A 20865-nucleotide genomic window follows, 5' to 3' on the forward strand; every position below is an offset into this window, starting at 1 on the left:
AGTATGTATAGTACTGCGTACTCTCAATAATTTTTACGTTGATAAGTACCTGAAAAGAGTGATGGTGAAATAGGTGTTTTTGCAATTTTTAGAGTCTATTCGTAACATTTTTCGGTATTTTAAAGCCTTTTCCTTGCTGTATATTAATTTTTACATCAACTTGTTTGTGTAAATGATTTGGTTATATTGCCTTTCTTTTAAAATAATGGTTGCGAGTCTGGTTTTTAATGGATAAGTTACAGGGAAGAGGAATAATCAGAGTTGAACAATTATGCATCAATTTTAATGCAAATGAGTTCAACCACCGCAATATAGGAAGAAGTAAGCATGTTTCAAACTGATGATGTACGAATTAACCGAGTTAAAGAATTATTGCCGCCAGTTGCGGTTTTAGAGAAGTTTCCTGCGACAGAGACTGCTGCTTCGACCACGTTTCAATCCCGAGAAGCGATTGCAAAAATTTTGAAAGGCGATGATGACCGTCTGTTAGTCATCATTGGGCCTTGTTCTATACACGATCCGCAAGCGGCGATTGAATACGGTAAGCGCCTGAAAACGCTGCGTGATGAACTCGGGGACCGTTTGGAAGTGGTGATGCGCGTCTATTTTGAAAAGCCTCGTACCACCGTGGGTTGGAAAGGCCTGATCAATGACCCGTACCTGAATGATACGTTTAAAATTAACGACGGCCTACGGATGGGACGCAAGCTGCTTTTGGATCTGACCGATATGGGCATGCCAACGGCAAGTGAGTTTCTGGATATGATCACACCGCAATACGTGGCAGATCTGATTAGTTGGGGAGCCATTGGTGCGCGTACAACGGAATCTCAGGTACACCGTGAGTTGGCATCGGGTCTGTCCTGTCCGGTGGGCTTTAAAAATGGCACCGACGGTAACATCAAGATCGCCTCTGATGCGATTCGTTCTGCCGGCGCTTCTCACCATTTTCTTTCTGTCACTAAGTACGGCCATTCTGCGATTGTTGAAACCGCGGGCAACCCGGATTGCCATATTATTCTGCGTGGTGGTAAGGAGCCAAATTACAGTGCTGAGCACGTCCAAGCCATCAAGAGTGAATTGCAGGCGTCAGGTCTGCCACAAAAAGTGATGATTGATTTCAGCCATGCGAACAGTTCAAAACAATATCAGCGTCAGATGAATGTCGCGGAAGACGTCAGTGCGCAAATGGCAGCGGGTGAAGAGGCTATTTTCGGCGTGATGATTGAATCGCATTTAGTCGAGGGGCGTCAGGATTTGATGGATGGAAAAGCATCCACGTATGGGCAGTCGATCACCGATGCGTGTATTGGTTGGGAAGACACGGAGAAAGTCTTGCGCCAATTGGCAGATGCTGTGACCGCACGTCGCAACGCTTAATCACTCAACCGCCATACAATCCAAGGTAAAAAGAGGCCCGATTCAATCGGGCCTCTTTTGCATTTGTGACAAAAGAATAATAAAGGCTCTCATTGAGAGCCTTTATGCCATTCAAGCAAGTTTATTTAAGTGTTGCTACCGATGGAGCGGAGACTAAAGTCCCTGCTGCAAGAAACTCACCGTTGCTGGTCTGCATTTGCGCATAGTTCGGAAGATCCGAGTTATCGCTTTGCTGAGGCGCGACGAATGTCGAGTGCAGCGCGGTGCTGTTAAACTGTACAAAGCTTGCCGCTCCATCACTAAGAGCGGTGCTTGAATTCACCGTCGCCAGACCCAGTTTCGCAGCCAGTGGCTCGGTACCGGCAAACGGCGCGTTGGTCACTGAGTTCGGCACCGTGTCGTCTTGGTCCACTTCCGTCATGTAAAATGGAATGTTCACTTTGTCTGAGGTCAGCAGATTACTCGCATTGGTATACGGATCAACGGTATCCAGCACAGTTTGCGCCGCGTAAGCAAATTCGCTGAATCCACCTGCCAGCGTCGCCAGCGTTTCTGCTGTGGCCATTGACTCAAACTGCTCATAACACTCTTTTTGTTTATCTGCGGAACAGCTGCTGTCTGCGTAAGATTTGTAGTCAGCGGACAGGGCTGAAGTCAGGTTGTGCTTGATCTGCGGCCCAAACTCGCTGGATCCCAACAGCAGATTTGCGATCTGACCACCTGAGTTTTGAATTGACGCACCACTGAAGCTGTACAGCATGTCCGCGGCATCGCTACCGAGCGATTTATTGCCTGCCGCCACGGCTGTCGTGCCGACGATCCCACCTAGAGAGTGACCCAGCAGTTTTACTTCGGAACCTGTCATTGGGTTAAACGACTGCAGTGGTGATCCCACCAGCAAACCGGCTTGCAGTGACGTGACCAGGCTGGCGCGCAGTCCCAGCACATCCAGCACACTCTGGCGCACGTTGTCACGCGCTACCGCCAGATTGTTCAGGTTGAGGTAAGCCAGTACATCCGCGTTTGCGGAGCGGCTGTCATCCAGACTACGGCTGCCGTGTAGCGGCAGGTCAATCGCGATGACTGCAATGCCTGCTTGAGCAAGGTTAAACGCAAAAGCGTACGCGTTTTCTTTCGCAGAAGTAATGCCGTGCTGGTAAATCACCACATTGGTCGGGTTACCGCCGTTTGGCGTAAATAGCAGGAACTCCGCATTTTGCAGTGATTTCACCTGCGGTACCGGCGCGTAGCGGGTTAGAATACGATCCGCGTCCAGCACAGAGCCGTCAGATTTGGTCAGTGTCAGACCAACCAGTTTCAGCTGCTCCGTCACATCGGTCGCAAGTTTGGTGGCATCAATGCCCGCCGCCAGCAATTGCGCGCCGATAATGGCTTTTTCGTTGTCATCAGCCAGCGCCTCTTTAATCAGTGCCAGACTTGGCATGGCTGATTCCATCGGTTGGCTGTTCCAGTCGGCGTCAGTTTCAAGATAATAAGGTAGCGCCACTTGTCCGTGAGTGACATTCACGTCTGCACCAGAGCCTGTATACAACGCTTTAATGCCGGCTTTTTTAGTGCCGTCAGGGTCAATGTATTTGTCGAAGTCGGCGTCGTTATCGATGGCAGTATTGAAGTCCTGCGTTGTGCCGAACACCATCGCGTAAGCAGTCGAGAGATCGACGTTGTTCGGGTTGGCGCCGTCTTTCCAGACACTGGCCAGGCCACCGTCTTGATTCAACGCAGTGGCAGTTGCGCCTTTAACGGCGTACAACGTGTCGCCGACAGACTGGGTGCTAAACCAGGTTGAATAGATGATGTCAGTGGTGTCCGCGATACCCGCCATAGTAAAGATGGTTTCGACACCCTGAGTGACCTGCTGAGCGGATGCCACTGCGCCGGTTTCATAAATCTTGGATTTCGATTTCAGAGCGGCGTAACTGCTGGATGTGCCCACCGGATCGCCGTTGACGTCAGTGACTTCATCGGTGATGGCAAGAATGTATTCGCTGCTTGGGTTGAGGTCTTTGCTCAGCACAATATTAATCCGATCGCTGGCGGAATCCGCTACAGCGACAAAATCGGTCCCCTGAACCAGCACTGATTTCACGCTGGGTGAGCCTGTCATGCTGTCGGTCAGTTCAACCAGATAAATGCCGGAAGTGACCAGTCCGTCAGCCAGACCTGCGCCCTCAAAATCCATCAGCAGTGGCATGGTCGTGGACCAGCCATCCATGGTGCCCATTGAGGCACGCGGGTTGGTGAGTCCGTCATCCCCTTCGGTTGGAATTTCCAGCGTACCGTCGCTGGTATTCATTAGCGCGAAAGAGGGTAGCGGTACACTGGCATTGGTACCTTGTAAGGCGAATTTAATCGTCGTATCGCGGCTCAGTGCTTCCTGAATGTAAGATTCGTACTGCGGTTCGTTGGTGCTGCTGGATGAGTTGTCACCACAGCCTGCCATTAGCAAGGCAGCCGTCAGCAGAGAAAGTTTAATTCCGTGTTTCATGATGAGAGCTCCTTGCTGGTTAGAAAGCGTAGTTCAATTGGACGGACCCGATATATGCGTTACCTTCAGAGTCGAAGGTCAGCTCATTACCCAGGGCATCCGTTTCTTTAAACGAACCATCTTTACTCCGTACAAGAGCAAAACCGGCATCCACACTCAGATTCTGACTGTAGATATAAGTGAGGCCGGCCGAGTACCAGTAACGGTCGCTGTCTGGAATACTCAGTGTGGCTTCACCTGCCTGTTCATCGTACGCAAAGCCGATGCGGCCAATCCAGTTCTGGTTAAACTGGTAGGTGCCACCCAGAGACCAGCGACCATTGTCGTCGTAGTCTTCTTTCTTGAGGAAACACTCGCCAGCTGTGCCGTTATTGCAGTCAGATGAAGTGGCTTTCAGCTCAGTGAAGGTGCTCCAGTCGGTATGTTGGTAGCTGTAGTGAACGGCAAACGCTTCGGTGATTTGGTGGAAACCAGAGATTTCCCAGATGGCTGGCAAGCTGATTTCAAGGCGCCCGTCGACGGTTGACTTTGAGGCAATGCCAGAATCGTAGCTTTTGAACTCACCATCGTCGAAGTCCAGATCCACTTTTGATCGGTAACCGAAGCCAAAGCGGTTATTTTGATTGATTTCATACATGGCGCCCACATTCCAGCCCCAGCCGAATGTATCGCCTTCCAGACCAATCAATTTGTCTGAAGCACTGCCACCAAAAAATGGGGCCAACGCACCTTTGTGACGTGTCAGTTCCGCTTGTGCATACACTAGGTTCACACCGGCACCGATACTGAAATTGTCATTGATTCGGTAGGCCACACTAGGGTTAAGGTTTACCGAGATCAGTGACGTATCACCAGCCAGATCGCCGGCCTGAATGTTGTCCGGATAATCCGTGGCAACGCCGTAGGTGGTGAACATACCGATACCCCAGGCCCACTTTTCGTTTACCGGGCTGATGTAATAAGCCGCTGGAACGAACTGGACTGGTGCCACATCTTTAGCGGACTCGCCATTGGTGCGATCCCATACGTCGACTTCCGGATCGATCACCGTCAGTGCACCGGAGAACTGAGCGCGATCGAAGAGTGTCATAGCAGAAGGGTTTCGCGCCAGAACTGCGGCATTGTCGGCAACGGCTGCCTCACCGGAGAAGGCACGTCCCAAGCCAGATGCAGAGTGCTCGGCAACCTGGAAGCCCGCAGAATGGGCTTGTGTCGCCATCAGAATGCACAGGGAGAGCGTTGAATAGTGCTTCATGTTCATTGTTGGACCTCCAAGGACCATGGTTTTTATAGTTAGTTCTCAATGATGTTAAAATTGTGTTACCGGAATGTCAAAGAAACTGTTTGATTAATATGTGACCGGAATTGAGTTTTTTGAAAGGAAGGGGAGAATAAACAAAAGCTTACATAGCGACAATTTAATAATTGCAGGTTTGACCAGTTCTATTTTGCATAATATGCAGATAAATATGCTCGAACGTGCCAGTTCAGGCGATATTGTTCGGTTTCAGTCACAGTAAGATATTGAGAAATATTAAAGGGCCCGCTTTTGGCGAGCCCTTAATAGGATAGCGTCTTTTCAGATTTCAACGGCCTACATAAGCAATTACGACTTTATCCTTATTTAATGTGCGGGAAAACACATAAGCATTGTTTTGTGGAATTACCGTATGGCTTCCTGCGCCTATTGCTGGGTGGCGCTGACGGAACTGGCCGACCGTTTGCCAGTGCTGCAATAAGGCCTGACGTTGTGCGTTGAGATCCCACACCATGTCCGAGCGTGTACCTTGGTGAAAATCATCCGCATACGGACCAACAGGTCGGCCGATTTCGTCTCCATAATAAACCTGAATCGCGCCGGGGCTCAGCAGCAAAGCACTGGCGGCGTTGCGCTGCATCTCAAATGACTTGAAGCGGCCGAAGAACAGTTCCGTATCATGGGATGACATGTAACTGACCGGAATAAAGTCTGCGGACTGCTGCATGCTATTGGCGTAATTCTGGTAGGTGTCAGCCATCTGGCTAAAACAGGCCGCGCCTTTATCGAGCTTTTTCTGCAGGTCGAAATTGATCAGTGCATCGAAGCCGTCATCAAAGTACGGGCTGCGATAAGCTGAGTGTCCCCAGACTTCTCCCATCATCCAGAACGGTTCGCCGCTGAGGTGGTGTTGCCCCCGCCACTGTTCCAGCTTGTCGGACGCCTGCTGCTTGAGGCGTTTCCATACTACGCCTTCCACGTGTTTGACGGTATCGACCCGAAAACCATCGATACCGAACCGTTTCACCCAGTCTGTCTGCCATTCAATCAGATAATCGGTGACGGTATAGTCCGGGCGGCGGACCACGCGAGTCCCCGGGTTGTTCAATAACCATTCGGGAGGAGTGACGCCGCGTGTGGACTCGGTAACGAAATCCGGTAAACCGGCCAGTGTCATGGTGATATCGCTGGAGCCGGGCTGAGGGTAATCGGGCAATCCTGCACGCACCCAATCGGCTCCCCACCACTGGGCCCACTCCGGGCTTTGGTAATTGATGGCCTGGTGGTAACTGTGCCAGTTTTCACCGGACTTCGGCACCCAGTCGGCCCAACTGGCAGGCATCTGACTGGTGTTGACCACCTCGATACCATCGAGTTGCAGGTCGGCCAGCGTGGCATAACCTGCATGATTTAACACGGCATCCAGCAGTACCTTGAGCCCGCGCTTGTGTGCTTCATCGACCAATGTTTTCAGATCGTCTTCGTTGCCGAAATTCTGATCGATTTTGGTGAAATCTCGCGTCCAATAGCCGTGGTAGGCGTAAAAAGGAAAACTACCGCTGTCTCCGCCGCCGACAAAACCGTGAACCTGTTCCACGATGGGAGAGAGCCAGATGGCGTCGCTGCCTAGGCTCTTGATGTAATCCAGTTTGGCGATCACCCCTTTGAGATCACCGCCATGAAAGGTACCGACTTCTTGTTGGCCGTCTTTTTTACGGCCATAACTGTGATCATTGCTTGGATCTGCGTTATTGAAGCGATCGACCATCACAAAATAGATGTTGGCATTGTGATAAGTGAAACTGGCTTCCTCGCTGGTGCGTTCAGCCGGCTCCAGTAAAATCAGCCCACCACTGCTGGGTGACGGGGTTAGGGTTACCTGATGATCTTTGACGGTGACGCGTTGTCCCGACAGGGTGTCCCTGAGCAGTGTGCCGTCGGTAAATGTCTCACCCAGTTGAAGGGTAACGGAGCCGCCCGCGTAGGTTTCACAACGAACATCTGGAATAGGCCTTTTGAATTCTTGCTTCGAGCTCTGTTTAGGCTGGCGTTTGAAGGTCAGCGTAAGCGCTGCCGCATCATAATAAAAGGCGTAATCGCCACTGAAACGGATGGGCAGCGACAGCTCAGTGGCCTGGTGACAGTTCAGTGCAATCGGGGTATTGAACTTCACTTTCTGTTCGTCGTTTGCCTGGCAGTTGCCTTTCACCCCTGTGATTTTGAGCGTGTAGCTGTCTTTGGTCAGAGGGATGACCAGCGGCGTTTCGGCTGACAGTGGAAAATCGCGACTGTTGGTGGTGGTTGAAATAGTGAGGTTGGGTGAGGCAAACAGACCGGGCGAAGCCAGCAGCAGTGCCATCGATAAAGCCTTCAGTTTCATGTTCATTCCCTGTCATTATTGTTATCCATTGCTCATGATACTGCGTGGCTGAACCAGCCACATCCTTCCCAGAGCCTACGCCCCGAAATTTGCCGTCGCTCACAAACCGGCTTCAGGCGGCGTAGAGCGTGCAATAGGTTTGACGGACTGCTATGCAATAGTATGAAATAACGGATGTTTGACGTTGGTTAAGGACATGAGACGTTCATGATTTACATTCCCCTGCCTATGGTGCTCTCACTGTTACTCATGCTGGTCGCCGCGCTGATTTACCTCAGGCGGCCAGAAAGTGGAAAGCCGGTGTGCGGATTTGTGCTGGTGTGCGCCGTGTCGCTGAGCCTGGTGGGATTACGCTGGAGTCTGGACATTGCCTTGCTGCGATTTTTGCAACCTGCCGTCGCTGCATTGATTCCGGTACTGGCATGGTGCTGCTTTGTGCCGGCACACCGAGCCGGAAGCGTGTCTTGGTGGCATTTTTCCGGCCCAGCGGCGGTACTGCTGGGATCGTTCATATATCCTTGGTGGCCCTGGCCTATTGATGTGGCGCTAGTGGGGCTTTCCCTTGTGTATGGCGTGGCGTTATGGCGACTGTCCACACAACCTGCTGCGTATGTGCGATTGGAAGACAGCCGCTGGTTTGTGCTCAATGAGCGGCTTGGCGCCGGGTTACTGCTATTTTCCGCGCTGGTCGATGCATTGTTGGCCATCGATTTTGCCGTGTTCAGTGGCGAGCATGTGTTGACGATTGTGTCTGCGGCACACCTGATGATGTTACCCGCACTGGTGGCGGTGGTGATTTTGGCCAGCCGTACTATGCCGTCCCTAACGGTATTATCACCCGATAACTTCACCGATCCGGAACCGTTGCCACTGACAGCGGAAAACGACGATGACGCACGGTGCCAGATTATCGCCCGACTGGATGCCCTGATGAGCGAGCATAAATGGTATCTTGATACGGATCTCACCTTGGATCGCCTGGCGCGCAAGATGATGATCCCCGCACGTCAGATCTCGCGCGCCGTCAATCATGTTCATGGTGAGAACCTGTCTCGATTCGTCAACCGTTATCGGGTGGAGCATGCTAAAACGCTCTTAATTACGACAGATCAGAGCGTTACCGAGATCTATCTGAGTGCCGGCTTTCAGACCAAGTCGAACTTTAACCGGGAATTTGCCAGGCTCACCGGTGTCACGCCCAGTGCATTTCGTCGTCAAGGCCGCGATAGCTGCTCCAGTTTACAATGATGGTGCTGGACTACGATGCTGGTGCAGAAAGGCGGTAATGTCCTCATAGATTGTCTCATGCAGAGCTGCCCGTTGTGTGCCGACAGCATCTCGACAAATAATGCTGTCACCCTTGCTTTCTTGCTCAAGCATCGTCAGGGCATCAGGTTTGCACAACTGCAAGAAACTGAAGTGCATGGCCTGTTGGTAGACCCGGTAGCGGGTGTGGCGAAGAGGCAGGTGTTCGGATAAAAAGCCTGACTCCTGGCTCTGGGGAAGATCGCCAATATCGACACCTGCGGCCAGAATCAGTACCGGTATGTCAATCTGCCTGAGGCTGCTCACTGACAGACTGTGTGCCAGGCCGATATCCAACAGGATCGCGCGTTTGACGCGCGCATCACGCAGGAGGTGACGTGGTGGCTCGTCGTCTTGCCGGGCAAACAAGCCCATTTCTGATGCCACACCGCATGTTCTTGGGTTTGGCGAGCGTTGACATTCGCGGCTCAACTGTTCGCGGTCCACTTCGGCACCCGTTAGCAAAAGAGTGCTCCAGCCACCTAAGGAATGGCCGATCACACTGATGTCGCGCTGATCGATATGCTCTGCCCAGAGGGGGTGTTGAGTCAGGCTGTCCAGTGTTCGTGAGAGATCAATCGGGCGTTGCCACCACTGCCGGGCATCTTGAGGCGCGTGGTTTCGGGATGTTGTTCCCGGGTGATTGACAGCGGTCACCAGATAGCCGGATGCTGCCAGTCGTGTTGCCAGCCAGTTCATATTGCGCCAGTTTCCCCGGTATCCGTGAGACAGGATTACCACTGGAAAACGGCCGGGTTTGACACTGGCATCACGAATGACCAGAGTGCCCACAAAAGCCGGATTGTCGGCAATCAGGCTGTAAGGGGTTGATTGTGATGTCGGGTACCAGACGCTGATGTCTAATGGCCGGGATGTCTGGCTATCAGCACGAAACTGAAGAAAACCGACGTCGTTTGCCTGCACCTGAGTTAAGCTGGTGAGCAGCAGCGCGATAACGATAATACATTTGTACATGGTGTGATGTCCTTTATGGAATAGAGAGTCAACAATACCGCTCAGTCCAGATGCCAAGAGACCTGAATCGCGATCGAGGTCGTCCTCAATCGGGTTTTAGAACGTGCTAACTACAAGGAGCCAACAGTGAAAAAACATGCGTACCTGCTGTGCCGCTGGGCAGTTTTTGGGCTGGTGATGTTCTCGCCGTCACTGTTCGCCGCGCCGGACTTCTTACAACCGTTTGTCGATATCCGGCAACCGTTATGGACGGTCGATATGGCTGAGCAGGATCGCCGTTTGTATGATTGTGGACTGGAGAAGGAACGAGAACGCATTTGCAGTGATGACTTTGTCTTTGCGCACACCACTGTCAGAGCAGAATGGTTTGTCTCGAGCGACCGCTTGCGACGCGCAGTGTTGCGGGCGGTTTATTCGCCGGCAAACTACGCTGATTTGCAGCTAAGTTTGCGACACTCGGGATATGGTATCGAAAGTGCGTGTGTTGAAACGCGTTGTTTTGACGTTCGGCAGGCGGTGCAGCGCCAGGGGCGTGCCGCCGCAGACAGAGCGCTGGTGACGTTCATCAATCAGCCTGGCAGTGCGCTCTCGATGACCCAGCAATGGGTGGCGTTAAGTCAGTGGGATCGCCCGAGCCCTGTGCTGCGTGCAGAGTTGACCAGTGACGGACAGCAGATTCAGCTTAGTCTGATTCGGGCAGATGTTCTCGAGGATGACGATTGAGGAAGGCAATCATCGCCGATTCATCCAGGTAACCGTCGGCGCGTTTGTGCGCGCGCAGGTATTGATAGCCTGAGACTATCAGTCGTTGTTGCTCTTCGTCTGCCAATGGCTGACCGGTTATATGCTGATAGGCAATGCGGTAGGCTTCCATATCCACCACCTCCGCACGGCGATAAAGATAGCCACACCCCGTTGCCAGCCATTCCAGTGAGCAATTGGCCCGTTGTGCGATTTGATTTGCTTTGCTCAGACTTGGCTCGCTGCCTTTGAGGTATTTTCGGATCAGCCCCTCGGACAACCCGACACGGCGCGCAAAGCCGCTGATGCTTTCTTCACCAATCAGGTTTTTCAGTCGCTCAGAAAAACTCAAAACTCGTACTCCAGTTCGATTTTGTGCTCAGTATACGTTGAGCCGTTGTTGAAACAAGCATAAGGTATGGGCAGATTTTTACAGGAGAGAAGTCATGGTGGAGAAAGTAGCGATAGCACCTCAGGGGCCGGAGTTTTCTGAGCTGGTTCAGGGATACTGGCGACTGGCCGAGTGGGGCATGACACCGCAGCAGCGGCTGACGTTCCTCAAGCAACACATTGAACTGGGGATTACCACCGTCGACCATGCGGATATCTACGGAAATTACCAGTGCGAGCAGTTGTTTGGTGAAGCGTTGCAACTGGACCCGGTGGTCCGGGAGCAGATTCAGATTGTCACCAAATGTGATATCAAACTGTGCTCGGATCAATTTCCACAACGTCGCATCAATCATTACGATACCAGCGCGTCACATATTTATGAGTCAGTGAATAACTCATTGCAGCGCCTCGGGGTGGATGAAATTGATGTGTTGTTGATTCACCGTCCGGATGTGCTGATGAATGCCGATGAAGTAGCGGAAGCCTTTACCGAACTGCACAAAGTTGGCAAAGTAAAACATTTCGGTGTGTCGAATTTCAGCCCGCGTCAGTTTGAATTGTTGCAATCGCGAGTGAGCAAAGCGCTGGTGACCAATCAGGTGGAAATTAATCCGCTTAATTTTGAGGTGGCGCACGACGGTACACTGGATCAAATGCAGACGCTGCGCACCCGCCCAATGGCATGGTCTTGTCTCGGTGGAGGCAGTATTTTCTCCGGCGAAACCGAGCAATCAGCGCGCGTGCGTGCTGAGCTGGAAGCGATCCGTGAGGAAGTTGGTGCGAAAAGTATCGATCAGGTTATTTATGCCTGGGTGCGTCGCTTGCCGTCAAACCCGCTGCCGATCATTGGCTCCGGCAAGATCGAGCGCGTGGAATCCGCGGTGGCGGCTCTGGACATAGAGTTGACCCGCGAGCAGTGGTTCCGGGTATGGGTGGCATCGAAAGGACACGGTGTGCCATAAACCAAGCTTGTATTTACATTGTAAATTCCCTGGGCAGCGTCGGCTGCCCTTTTTATTGCCTGAACGCTGCCCATTCGTCCCGTTTATCTGCCGTTCACGGTGTGTATTCACCGTTGGTCGCAAAGTCCAGCGGCACCCATGGGGGTCTTTTAGTCTGAGAGTTACCAAAGACGAAAAGGAAGACCGCCATGAAATTGACATTGTTTACCTCGCTGTTGCTGGTCAGCGTGCCATTGTATGCCGCGCCCAGTGACCAACTGATCGATCAGTACAATCTTGCGGCTGAAGGCGACCCCTCCCATGTCGAGCCTGTGTATCAGACTCTCCATCAGCAAATTGAATCGCACGGCGCAGACCCTCTTAGCCTGGTGTATCTCGGTAGCACGCAAACCTTAATGGGACGCGATGCTCTGATGCCATGGAATAAAATGAAATACACTGAACAGGGGCTGTCTACCATCGCCAAAGGTTTACGCCTGCAAAGTGCCAATCCTCAACCGCTGCAGGAGCAATTGATTCGCCAGGGGGTGCCTGAGTCGGTATTGACGACGGCCATCGCGGCGGCCACTTATACCTCATTACCGGACATGTTCAATCACTTCGAGCGTGGTTACGACCTCTATCTGACCTTGCTTAGCGAGCCGGTATTTACCCAGCAACCTTTTGCAGCCACCGCCTGGATTTACTTCTATGCGATCAAGGCGTCACTGCGTGCCAATGATATCGAGCACGCGCAGCAATGGACGCGTCTGATGGCTGTCCACAATGCAGAGAATCCCTACACCCAACAGGCGCAAGCCTTGCTGGCCCAAGCGGATTAAGGAGGTCTCATGCTGAAATTCAGTCAAATCGAGAAACATTACCGTCTTGGCAATCAGTCAGTGCCGGCGCTTTGCGGTGTCAGTGGCGAAGTGCAGCGCGGTGAAATGGTGGCGTTGTGCGGTCCGTCAGGATCTGGAAAAAGCACACTGCTCAACCTGCTTGGCCTGTTGGACATGGATTATCAGGGGCAGATTGAACTTGATCAGGTGCCCTGGCCTAAAGATCGCTACGCAGCGGCCCAGATCCGTCGTTCACAAATGGGATTTGTGTTTCAGAAGTTCAATTTGGTACCGGTTATGACAGCGTTGGAAAACGTAGTGTATCCATTGATGCTTAATGGTGTGGCGATCAGTGATCAGCAGCGGCTTGGCCATCAGATTCTTGAGCGAGTCGGGTTGGGGGGCTTCGAATCTCATCGTCCGGACAATCTGTCCGGAGGGCAACAACAACGGGTGGCGATAGCCCGGGCCATGATCCATCAGCCACAAGTTGTGATTGCGGATGAGCCTACGGCCAGCCTGGACAGCCAGACGGCAAACACCGTCATTGACATGATGAAGTCGCTTGGCCATGACATGGGCACGACGTTTATTGTCGCGACGCATGATGGACGGATGGCGACGCGCTGTGATCGGGTCATGAACCTGGTGGACGGTGCACTGACACAGGAGGCGATGAAATGGGCAAGCTGATTCCATCTCATGTGAAAATTGCGTATCTGAATCTGATGCGCAACCGTCGGCGCAGCCTGCTCTCGGTGCTGATCATCGCGATTGCAGTGTTTGCCCTGACCAGTGCGGGTGGGTTTGGTCTCTACACCTACGATTCGCTCAAAGAGTCCACGGCACGGGACACCGGCCATCTGACTCTCAGCCAACCAGACTATTTTATCAAGGATGAAGAAACGCCTCTGGCAAATGGTCTGGCTGGCACCAACGCGATCACCAAAGCGTTGATCGGCCACCCGGATGTGCGAGGGGTCCAGCCTCGGATAGAGTTCAGCGGACTGGTCTCAAATGGCAGTAAATCCACCATTTTTGTCGGGCACGGTGTCGATGAACACGAATTCGATATGAAAGGGCCGTTTCTTGATGTCAGACAGGGAAACACTTTGTCTTCAGTTGATTCGCAGCGTTATGACCCTGCGGAGCCGGAGGTGATGTTAGCGCTGGATCTGGCACGCAACCTCAATGTGTCGGTCGGGGATTGGGTTACATTACTGGCCACGACCAGTGACGGTGCTCTGAATGCCTATGACTTTAAAGTTCGTGGTATCTATTCGACCGGCGTACCGGAATTGGATAAACGTCAGCTCTACATCCATCTGAGCTCTGCGCAGTCACTGCTGGTGACGGACAAAGTCAGCACGCTAGCGCTGTTTTTGTTCGAGACCAGCCGGACTGCCGTGATGCAGGCATGGGTGGAAGAGCAGTTGAGCCGTATGACGCTGGCGCAGCCACTGACCGTAACGCCCTGGCAGGAACGGGCCTTCTTCTACAAAAAAGTGCGTGCTCTGTACGACCGTATTTTCGGCATCATGGGGGCGGTTATGGCTCTGGTGGTCTTTGTCGCTCTGTTCAACACCATGACGATGTCGGTCACCGAGCGAACCCGGGAAATAGGCACGCTGTCAGCGCTCGGCACCTATCCCTCTGAAATTATCGCGGGCTTTATTCGCGAAGCGGGGCTGCTGGCGATACTGGGAGCACTCATCGGCGGTGCGTTAACGGCGGTGAGCTGTCTGGGACTGATGGTCGCAGACATACATATGCCACCTCCTCCGGGCAGAACTGAGGGTTATCCGCTCAATATCTATTTCTCAGCCGAGTTGCTGATGTACAGCGCAGTGGGGGTGCTGCTGATTTGTATTGCAGCGGCCTGGTTCTCGGCGCGTAAAGGGGTCAACAAACCGATTACGGAGGCATTGATTTATGTGTAGTTATCCGAAAAACCTTACTCTGATGGCGTTACTGATGTTGTTCAGTGTGCCGTCCTTGGCGCAGCTATCACGGGTAGAGAAAATGCTGACGCACGCGGATGCTTTCCGTCTTGATCTGGCATCGGCACATGTGGTGTCGTTGGTGACTCTGTATCAAAACGGAGAACAGGACAAGACTCGTCGTTACGACGTTTATACCCGTCCAGAACGTCAGTCGCTGGTGATTTTTAAGTCGCAGGTTGAAGCTGGGCAGAAAATGCTGATGCTAGGGGATAATTACTGGTTGCTGATGCCCAAAAGCCGTCGACCCATTCGCATCACTCCGATGCAAAAGTTGTTGGGCGAAGCCTCCATCGGCGACATTTCGACCTTGAAATGGAGTGATGATTACCACGGGCAATGGCTGGCAGAAGAGATCCTGGCACTTGACGGGGAGCAGGTTACGGCGAATCGACTTGAGTTGTCGGCCGCCACTGACGGAGCCAGCTATCAACGCATTACCTTGTGGCTCACTGCCAGTGATGATTTCCCACTTAAAGCGGATCTTTATTTACGTTCCGGTAAGCTGGCGAAGCAGGCACGGTTTCATGCCGGTGATGATGATGGCAAGCGCCGAGTGGTTGCGATGACACTGTTTGATCGTATTCAGCCAGCCAAAAAAACCGTGATTGAATACCAAAGCATTGTCCCGGTGAACCTAGACGACAAGTACTATAACCCGGCTTATCTGGCCCGAAGCGACGCGGTGGAGTGGTGAGATGCGAATCTTGTTGGCGTTGCTGCTGTGGCCTTTGAGCTGTACGGCTGAAGATGTCTCGTTTGACTGGGATTGGACGTTGAGCGCTGCCACAGCACAAAGTACTGACAGCCCGTTTTTCTCACCCACTGACGCCGAGTGCCAGACACTTGATGCATTGTTGGATGTGCAGACCCACTGGCAGGGCATGACTGGGCGCCTTGCCTTGCGCGCAACGAACGTACTCAGCAGTGATGAAGAAGCCTATGATGGAGAGGTCATTATCCAGGAGTGGTTCTGGCATCACAGCTTTGGCAGTGTGGATGCGACAGCAGGAAAATTGCGTCTCGATTGGGGCGTTGGTTACGGTTACCGGCCGCTGGACATCTTTAAACCGTATCGTCGCCATCCGGTCGGTATTCAGGTTGAAGAAGGGGCAGGCACGCTATTGCTGTCGCATTTTGATGCGCTGGGTGACTGGAGTGTCGTGGCGACCGATTCGTCCTGGACGCAGCAAGAAGGCAGTGAGCTGGAACAGGCGGCGCAGCAAAAAGGCATCGGTATCCGCCGCTATCTCTTACAGGGTGATACCGAGTGGCAGGGCATCGCATATTACGATGATGTCAGGCGTGGTCTGCTGGCAATGTCGGTGATCTCCGTTCTTGATCCGGCTTGGGAGTGGCACGGCTCACTGCTGTATCAGAATCGCTATCTCTCTTATGTCACTGATAGCTCTGCTTTCGCCCCTGAGTTGAAGACGCAAAGCAGTGGCTATCAGGGGTTGCTGGGTCTGAACTGGGCCAGTCTCAGCGGGCATAACATCATTGCAGAATACTGGTATGACAGCCGGGCCTGGAGCCAGTCTGAGTGGCAAAGTGTGCGGCAAAGCGCACAGCAGTGGCAGCACTCGCCTCTGGCACAGTCTCTCGCGGCGGGATACAGCCATGCCAATCTGGTGCAACATAATTTCATGCTGCACTGGACGATGGCGGCGACTGCCTGGCGGGAATGGTCATGGAGCCGCACTCAAAACTGGCTGGATGATTTCACTCCGACCACTGATGTCTTGATCGCGCCACAGGATGGCGGAGTGATTGCCACACAGTGGTTCAACTATCTGGCCTGGGATAACGGTGCGACGTCTGTGGAAGTGGAAGTTGCCGCACGTTTTTACACCGGACGTTCCGAATCCGCTTATGCCAACCTACCGGATAAGCATATGATTCTGTTAAACCTGAAAGGAAAGTTTTGATGTCTGAACTCAAGCAACATATGTACGACAGTGCAAAAAGCCTGCTGTTCACCGCGCTGTTTTGTGTGGCCATTGCGTTTGCCACTCAGACAATATGGCCAAGTGAGCTGCAGGAACATCTGGCGATCAGTTTTGGGTACGGATTCAGTGCAGTGATTGCGGCACATCTTATCGCGTTGCTAAAGCCGAACTGGTCGTCGCGTCAGGTGAATCTGTTCGCGGTGTCCAGCTCCATGGTTATCGGCACGCTGAATGCGTACTGGTGGTTGAGTAAATACCCCAAGTTCAGTCACTTTTCCGCGATGAAACCAGTGATTGTGCTGGGCTTTATCTTCACTGTCGTTTGCTTCGTCTATTTTTATGCGCATGAACAGCGCTTGCTGGCAGAGAAGGCGCTGGAAACGGCCAAGCGCAAGCAATCTGAGCAGGACAAAGCGCTGCTCATGAGTCAGTTAAAGCAGTTGCAAAGCCAGATTGAACCCCACTTTTTATTTAACACGCTGGCCAATATTCAGGCGTTAATTGATACCGCGCCTCAGGACGCAAAACAGATGTTAAACCGGCTCACAGAACTGCTTCGCGCGACGTTGAACACCACACGCAGTCAGCAAGGCTCCCTGAACAACGAACTGGCGTTACTTGAAGCGTATTTAGGTATTCAGAAAATTCGATTGGGCGACCGGTTGGATTACACGATTGACAACCGATGCGGTGACAACGACCTCATGCTTCCACCGCTGCTGCTCCAGCCTCTGGTTGAAAATGCTATCCAGCATGGTATTGAGCCGCAGCCGCGCGGCGGTGCAGTGACGGTGACCGTGACAGAGAATGCACAACGGTTGATGATTGAAGTTTCAGACAGCGGCGCCGGGCTGGGAACATTTCCGGATACCTGTGGAAGCGGGTTGGGATTGACCAACATTCGTCAGCGACTCATGGCACTGTATGGGGAACAGGCGCGCCTGATCATTCAGGAAAGCCCGGGTAACGGTGTAACCGCACGCATTACCATTGCAATCGAAGAGTTAACACAAGGAGAAGCGGATGTCGGTGACTGCGATCATTGCGGATGATGAACCTTTACTGCGTCACCATCTGAAACGAGAGTTGGCAGACGTCTGGCCCCAGCTCGATGTGCTGGCCAGTGCCGAAAACGGCGCACAGGCTCTGGAGCTGATCGCCCAGTTACAGCCTCAGATTGCGTTTCTGGATATCCGTATGCCGGGACTGGACGGGGTATCGCTGGCCAGGCAGCTATCCAGGCAGACAAGCGCGCCTCTTGTAGTGTTTGTGACGGCGTATGATGAGTACGCGCTCGCGGCTTTTGAGGCCAATGCCGTTGATTATCTGCTCAAACCGCTGTGTCAGGAACGTCTGCTGCAATGTGTGCGGAAGTTGCAATCTCGCCTCCAAAGCGGTGACGTGGGAGTGCCTTTGCAACTGGCATCGTTGCTGGAAAAAATCGAGCATGCATCGCGTGACGTCAGCCCACAGTATCTGCAATGGATTAAAGCTTCGAAAGGTGATGAAATTCACCTGATCGCGGCCACCGACGTGTTGTATCTGAAAGCCGAAGACAAATACGTCACTCTAGTGACCCTGCACGATACGTTTTTGTTGCGTACCTCACTCCGCGAGCTGCTCACCCAGCTCGACCCACAACAGTTTTGGCAAATTCATCGCTCAACGGGAGTCAATGTTTCGGCGATCGACAAGGTGAAGAAGGATTTTAGTGGCAAAATGCATGTGTACATTGGTGATGCGAAGTTGTCAGTCAGTCGTGCTATGCAGGCGTTATTTCATCAGAATTAATGATATGCAGGCCGGGAATATGTTCAAACCTGATACCCAGGTTAACTGAAGGTACAAAAAATAGAATTCGCCAATAATTTGACTAGTCCTTATCGTCAACTTCATGTATGTTCTGTCACCAATAGATACAATAGATTAATTCTGGTTAATTGCCGTCAGTTAGAGTTTTCTCCGGTATACTAATACCTGTTAAGTTGCATAGCTGAAAGAACAGAATCAAGTAAGATGTGGTCGCGCGTAAAAGTCGTGGTTTATCTACACTTTATGGACGCGATACAACGGATTCCTGAAGTCGTGAGGGTCGGATGAGTACAAATGTTTTGCTGCAAAAAGCGATGGTTGAAGAAGTCAACGGGGAAGTCATCGCTGTCAATGAAAAAGGGCTGGCCCGAGTGGTTCGCCCAGGTGATGAGTTGCTGGCTGGGGAGATTCTTCTGACGGTCAACGATGCCTCTGCTGTTGTAATGATCAATGGTCAGCCAACGGTCGTCGACCAGAACTGTGTGGCATGTCTGGCACAGCCACACGGTGAGGACACCGTATTCGAGGCATTGGCTCAGACTCCGCTGGGGGGCGCCGTTGCTATCGATCCGACTCAACTGGATAACACGGGCTTTGGCGCCGATGAAATTCTCGCCATCCAGGAAGCCATTCTGGCCGGCGCTGACCCGACCGAAATTCTTGATCCAACCGCCGCGGGTGGCAGTGATGGTTCTGCGAACGCCGGTTTCGTGACGGTGGACTACCTTGGGCCGGAAGTACTGGCCGCGACATTCTTTGAAACCGCAGGTTTTAACAACAGCTTTGAATCTGAGGATGAAGACCCGTTTAATCCGCTGGTGTTTGCTGCTGGCGGTCAATCTCTGGCAGGCGAACTGACAGAAGGTTCATTGACCCTATCGACGTACCCGCAGTCTATAACAGTTTCAACTTTGGTTCAGGCGGGCGATTTGCCTCTGGATGCCACGTCTTTTGTTCCGGACCCGGTTTCTCTTGCTTCTCTTTTGGCGGAACTCAATTCAGATATCACGTCTTCCGGACAGCCGGTGACCTTTACCTATGACGCTGCCAGTAATGCCATCATTGGTGAACTCAATGGTAGTGAAGTTCTGCGCATTGACATAACAGCCACTTCGGTGGGCAAAAATATTCAGTTGGATGTAACCACGACGATCAGTCAACCGATCGATCATGTCCCATCAGTCGGGGGGGGTCAGGTTGCCATTAATGGCGATCAGATCAACATCAGCTTCGACATCACTGGTTCAGATACTGGGGGGAATGCGATTCAACAACCGATTGATGTGGTGGTTGGCATCAACGATGGTGTGGATCCTGCGCCGCAAGATGTAAATATTGAAAATATTGAGTCGTCCAGTGCTGTAATTGAAGGCACCTTGGTTGAAATTGGCAGTGATGAACTGCAATCGGTGACGTTTGACTCGTCCGCGCTGGCGCAATTTGATGGCCTGATGAGTGATAATCAGGCGGTAGCCGCCACTCTGTCTGAAGATGGCACAAAAATTACTGTGACGATTGCCGGCAGTGACGAGGTCGTACTGACGGTCTCCGTCGGCACTGACGGAAAATTCCAGTTCGAGCAGTTCAAACCGCTTGAGCAGACCAACAGCGATGACACCATTAAACTGTCATTGCCAACCACCATCGTCGACTTTGATCAGGATACGGTGAACAACACCATCAACATCAGCATCATCGACGGTGACAACCCTGTGATTGATGATGTGAGCGGTTTAACGCTGGACGAGTCTGGTGTGACCGATGGCTCTCAGGAAGGCAGCGCCATCACGTCAGGTAGTGGGACCATCAGTGCTACTCAAGGCAGTGACATTATCGATCACTTTGAACTGGAACCTGCGGAGTTTAATCAGGATGGTGCTCTGATGTCTCAGGGGCAGGTGATTCAACTGGAGTTGGTGTCAGACGTTAATGGTGTACGCACCTATGAAGGTTACATTGAGCTGAATGGCAGCCGCGTGACCGTGTTTGATATCAAACTGGATTCTCCGTCTCTGGGAGAATACGAGTTTAACCTTTATGAGCAATTGGATCATACGGGTGCAAACGACGAATCCTTGAGCATCAATCTGCCAGTGTATGCCGTTGATGCCGATGGCGACCGCTCTTCGTTGACTCCAGGGGCGAAAGATTCTGAAGCGGCGCAGATTGTGATTGAAGTAAAAGATGACGTTCCGACCATCAATGATGTGGATGCGTTGGATGTCAGCGAAGACGATCTGGCCAATATTGGCTCCGATCAGAGCGATCCGGTCAGTGTCGATGGCAAGTTCACCACCACGCAAGGCTCGGACGGGGTGGTCAGTTACCAGCTGGACGGCAGTGCCGATCCGCTTAACGGCCTGACCTCCCAGGGCAATCCGGT

At 52.3% G+C, this 20865-nt stretch carries 17 protein-coding genes; 12 read left to right on the forward strand and 5 right to left on the reverse strand.

Going from position 1 to position 20865, the window contains the following annotated elements:
* Positions 1-327: 327 nt before the first annotated feature.
* The gene (aroG, locus tag CAG65_RS19880) at positions 328-1380 is read left to right on the forward strand and encodes a 3-deoxy-7-phosphoheptulonate synthase AroG (protein WP_021706180.1); all 1053 of its coding nucleotides are present in this window, start codon (positions 328-330) and stop codon (positions 1378-1380) included.
* A gap of 121 nt (positions 1381-1501) precedes the next feature.
* Here the strand turns inward: aroG and CAG65_RS19885 are convergent, their stop codons facing one another.
* The 3 genes from CAG65_RS19885 to CAG65_RS19895 all read right to left on the reverse strand — a co-directional run bounded on the left by CAG65_RS19885 (position 1502) and on the right by CAG65_RS19895 (position 7524).
* Entirely contained in the window at positions 1502-3886 is a 2385-nt protein-coding gene (locus CAG65_RS19885; RefSeq protein WP_161454741.1) for a VolA/Pla-1 family phospholipase, read from the reverse strand.
* A gap of 19 nt (positions 3887-3905) precedes the next feature.
* A complete protein-coding gene (locus CAG65_RS19890) occupies positions 3906-5147 on the reverse strand; it encodes an outer membrane protein transport protein (protein WP_021706178.1) in 1242 nt (413 codons plus the stop codon).
* Between the two features lie 325 nt (positions 5148-5472).
* Positions 5473-7524 carry an alpha-amylase gene (locus tag CAG65_RS19895; RefSeq protein WP_161454742.1) on the reverse strand — a complete coding sequence of 684 codons (2052 nt, stop codon included), beginning with the start codon at positions 7522-7524 and terminating at the stop codon, positions 5473-5475.
* Positions 7525-7731: 207 nt separating this feature from the next.
* Between CAG65_RS19895 and CAG65_RS19900 the strand changes: the two genes are divergently transcribed.
* Positions 7732-8772, forward strand: a complete 1041-nt coding sequence (locus CAG65_RS19900; protein ID WP_161454743.1) for a helix-turn-helix domain-containing protein — start codon at positions 7732-7734, stop codon at positions 8770-8772.
* On the opposite strand, the gene CAG65_RS19905 is transcribed toward CAG65_RS19900, so the two are convergent.
* On the reverse strand, positions 8764-9804 hold the full coding sequence (locus CAG65_RS19905; protein ID WP_161454744.1) for an alpha/beta hydrolase family protein: 1041 nt from the start codon (positions 9802-9804) through the stop codon (positions 8764-8766). The two genes, CAG65_RS19900 and CAG65_RS19905, sit on opposite strands and share 9 nt — an antisense overlap.
* A 126-nt stretch (positions 9805-9930) precedes the next feature.
* On the opposite strand from CAG65_RS19905, the gene CAG65_RS19910 reads away from it, so the two are divergent.
* A complete protein-coding gene (locus tag CAG65_RS19910; RefSeq protein WP_161454745.1) occupies positions 9931-10527 on the forward strand; it encodes a hypothetical protein in 597 nt (198 codons plus the stop codon).
* Here CAG65_RS19910 and CAG65_RS19915 read toward each other — a convergent pair.
* The gene (locus tag CAG65_RS19915; protein ID WP_021706173.1) at positions 10487-10897 is read right to left on the reverse strand and encodes a helix-turn-helix domain-containing protein; all 411 of its coding nucleotides are present in this window, start codon (positions 10895-10897) and stop codon (positions 10487-10489) included. The two genes, CAG65_RS19910 and CAG65_RS19915, sit on opposite strands and share 41 nt — an antisense overlap.
* 94 nt (positions 10898-10991) lie before the next feature.
* Between CAG65_RS19915 and CAG65_RS19920 the strand changes: the two genes are divergently transcribed.
* The 9 genes from CAG65_RS19920 to CAG65_RS19960 all read left to right on the forward strand — a co-directional run.
* The gene (locus tag CAG65_RS19920) at positions 10992-11900 is read left to right on the forward strand and encodes an aldo/keto reductase (RefSeq protein WP_161454746.1); all 909 of its coding nucleotides are present in this window, start codon (positions 10992-10994) and stop codon (positions 11898-11900) included.
* A 188-nt stretch (positions 11901-12088) separates the two neighbouring features.
* Complete coding sequence (locus tag CAG65_RS19925) at positions 12089-12721, forward strand: hypothetical protein (protein WP_021706171.1); 633 nt, start codon at positions 12089-12091, stop codon at positions 12719-12721.
* Between the two features lie 9 nt (positions 12722-12730).
* The gene (locus CAG65_RS19930) at positions 12731-13414 is read left to right on the forward strand and encodes an ABC transporter ATP-binding protein (RefSeq protein ID WP_161454747.1); all 684 of its coding nucleotides are present in this window, start codon (positions 12731-12733) and stop codon (positions 13412-13414) included.
* Positions 13402-14661, forward strand: coding sequence for an ABC transporter permease (locus CAG65_RS19935; RefSeq protein WP_161454748.1), 1260 nt, complete (start codon positions 13402-13404; stop codon positions 14659-14661). Before CAG65_RS19930 ends, CAG65_RS19935 begins: the two co-directional genes overlap by 13 nt.
* Positions 14654-15418 carry an outer membrane lipoprotein-sorting protein gene (locus tag CAG65_RS19940; RefSeq protein WP_161454749.1) on the forward strand — a complete coding sequence of 255 codons (765 nt, stop codon included), beginning with the start codon at positions 14654-14656 and terminating at the stop codon, positions 15416-15418. The genes CAG65_RS19935 and CAG65_RS19940 overlap by 8 nt, the downstream gene beginning before the upstream one ends.
* Before the next feature lies 1 nt (position 15419).
* On the forward strand, positions 15420-16649 hold the full coding sequence (locus CAG65_RS19945) for a hypothetical protein (protein WP_161454750.1): 1230 nt from the start codon (positions 15420-15422) through the stop codon (positions 16647-16649).
* A complete protein-coding gene (locus CAG65_RS19950; protein WP_161454751.1) occupies positions 16649-17722 on the forward strand; it encodes a sensor histidine kinase in 1074 nt (357 codons plus the stop codon). Before CAG65_RS19945 ends, CAG65_RS19950 begins: the two co-directional genes overlap by 1 nt.
* Entirely contained in the window at positions 17694-18461 is a 768-nt protein-coding gene (locus tag CAG65_RS19955) for a LytR/AlgR family response regulator transcription factor (protein WP_021706164.1), read from the forward strand. The genes CAG65_RS19950 and CAG65_RS19955 overlap by 29 nt, the downstream gene beginning before the upstream one ends.
* Positions 18462-18766: 305 nt before the next feature.
* Positions 18767-20865: retention module-containing protein (locus CAG65_RS19960; protein WP_161454752.1), on the forward strand; the 2099-nt coding region annotated here is incomplete at its 3' end.

Source organism: Vibrio sp. V39_P1S14PM300 (genome assembly GCF_009904765.1).
Lineage (GTDB): Bacteria > Pseudomonadota > Gammaproteobacteria > Enterobacterales > Vibrionaceae > Vibrio > Vibrio proteolyticus.

What these genes read in the sequence shown, in the direction of transcription:
- CAG65_RS19900 (WP_161454743.1), top strand. Translation starts at nt 7,732, where the DNA reads ATGATTTACATTCCCCTGCCTATGGTGCTCTCACTGTTACTCATGCTG.
- CAG65_RS19890 (WP_021706178.1), bottom strand. Translation starts at nt 5,147, where the DNA reads ATGAACATGAAGCACTATTCAACGCTCTCCCTGTGCATTCTGATGGCG.
- CAG65_RS19895 (WP_161454742.1), bottom strand. Translation starts at nt 7,524, where the DNA reads ATGAAACTGAAGGCTTTATCGATGGCACTGCTGCTGGCTTCGCCCGGT.
- CAG65_RS19930 (WP_161454747.1), top strand. Translation starts at nt 12,731, where the DNA reads ATGCTGAAATTCAGTCAAATCGAGAAACATTACCGTCTTGGCAATCAG.
- CAG65_RS19955 (WP_021706164.1), top strand. Translation starts at nt 17,694, where the DNA reads ATGTCGGTGACTGCGATCATTGCGGATGATGAACCTTTACTGCGTCAC.
- CAG65_RS19920 (WP_161454746.1), top strand. Translation starts at nt 10,992, where the DNA reads ATGGTGGAGAAAGTAGCGATAGCACCTCAGGGGCCGGAGTTTTCTGAG.
- CAG65_RS19940 (WP_161454749.1), top strand. Translation starts at nt 14,654, where the DNA reads ATGTGTAGTTATCCGAAAAACCTTACTCTGATGGCGTTACTGATGTTG.
- CAG65_RS19950 (WP_161454751.1), top strand. Translation starts at nt 16,649, where the DNA reads ATGTCTGAACTCAAGCAACATATGTACGACAGTGCAAAAAGCCTGCTG.
- CAG65_RS19885 (WP_161454741.1), bottom strand. Translation starts at nt 3,886, where the DNA reads ATGAAACACGGAATTAAACTTTCTCTGCTGACGGCTGCCTTGCTAATG.
- CAG65_RS19905 (WP_161454744.1), bottom strand. Translation starts at nt 9,804, where the DNA reads ATGTACAAATGTATTATCGTTATCGCGCTGCTGCTCACCAGCTTAACT.
- CAG65_RS19945 (WP_161454750.1), top strand. Translation starts at nt 15,420, where the DNA reads ATGCGAATCTTGTTGGCGTTGCTGCTGTGGCCTTTGAGCTGTACGGCT.
- aroG (WP_021706180.1), top strand. Translation starts at nt 328, where the DNA reads ATGTTTCAAACTGATGATGTACGAATTAACCGAGTTAAAGAATTATTG.
- CAG65_RS19935 (WP_161454748.1), top strand. Translation starts at nt 13,402, where the DNA reads ATGGGCAAGCTGATTCCATCTCATGTGAAAATTGCGTATCTGAATCTG.
- CAG65_RS19925 (WP_021706171.1), top strand. Translation starts at nt 12,089, where the DNA reads ATGAAATTGACATTGTTTACCTCGCTGTTGCTGGTCAGCGTGCCATTG.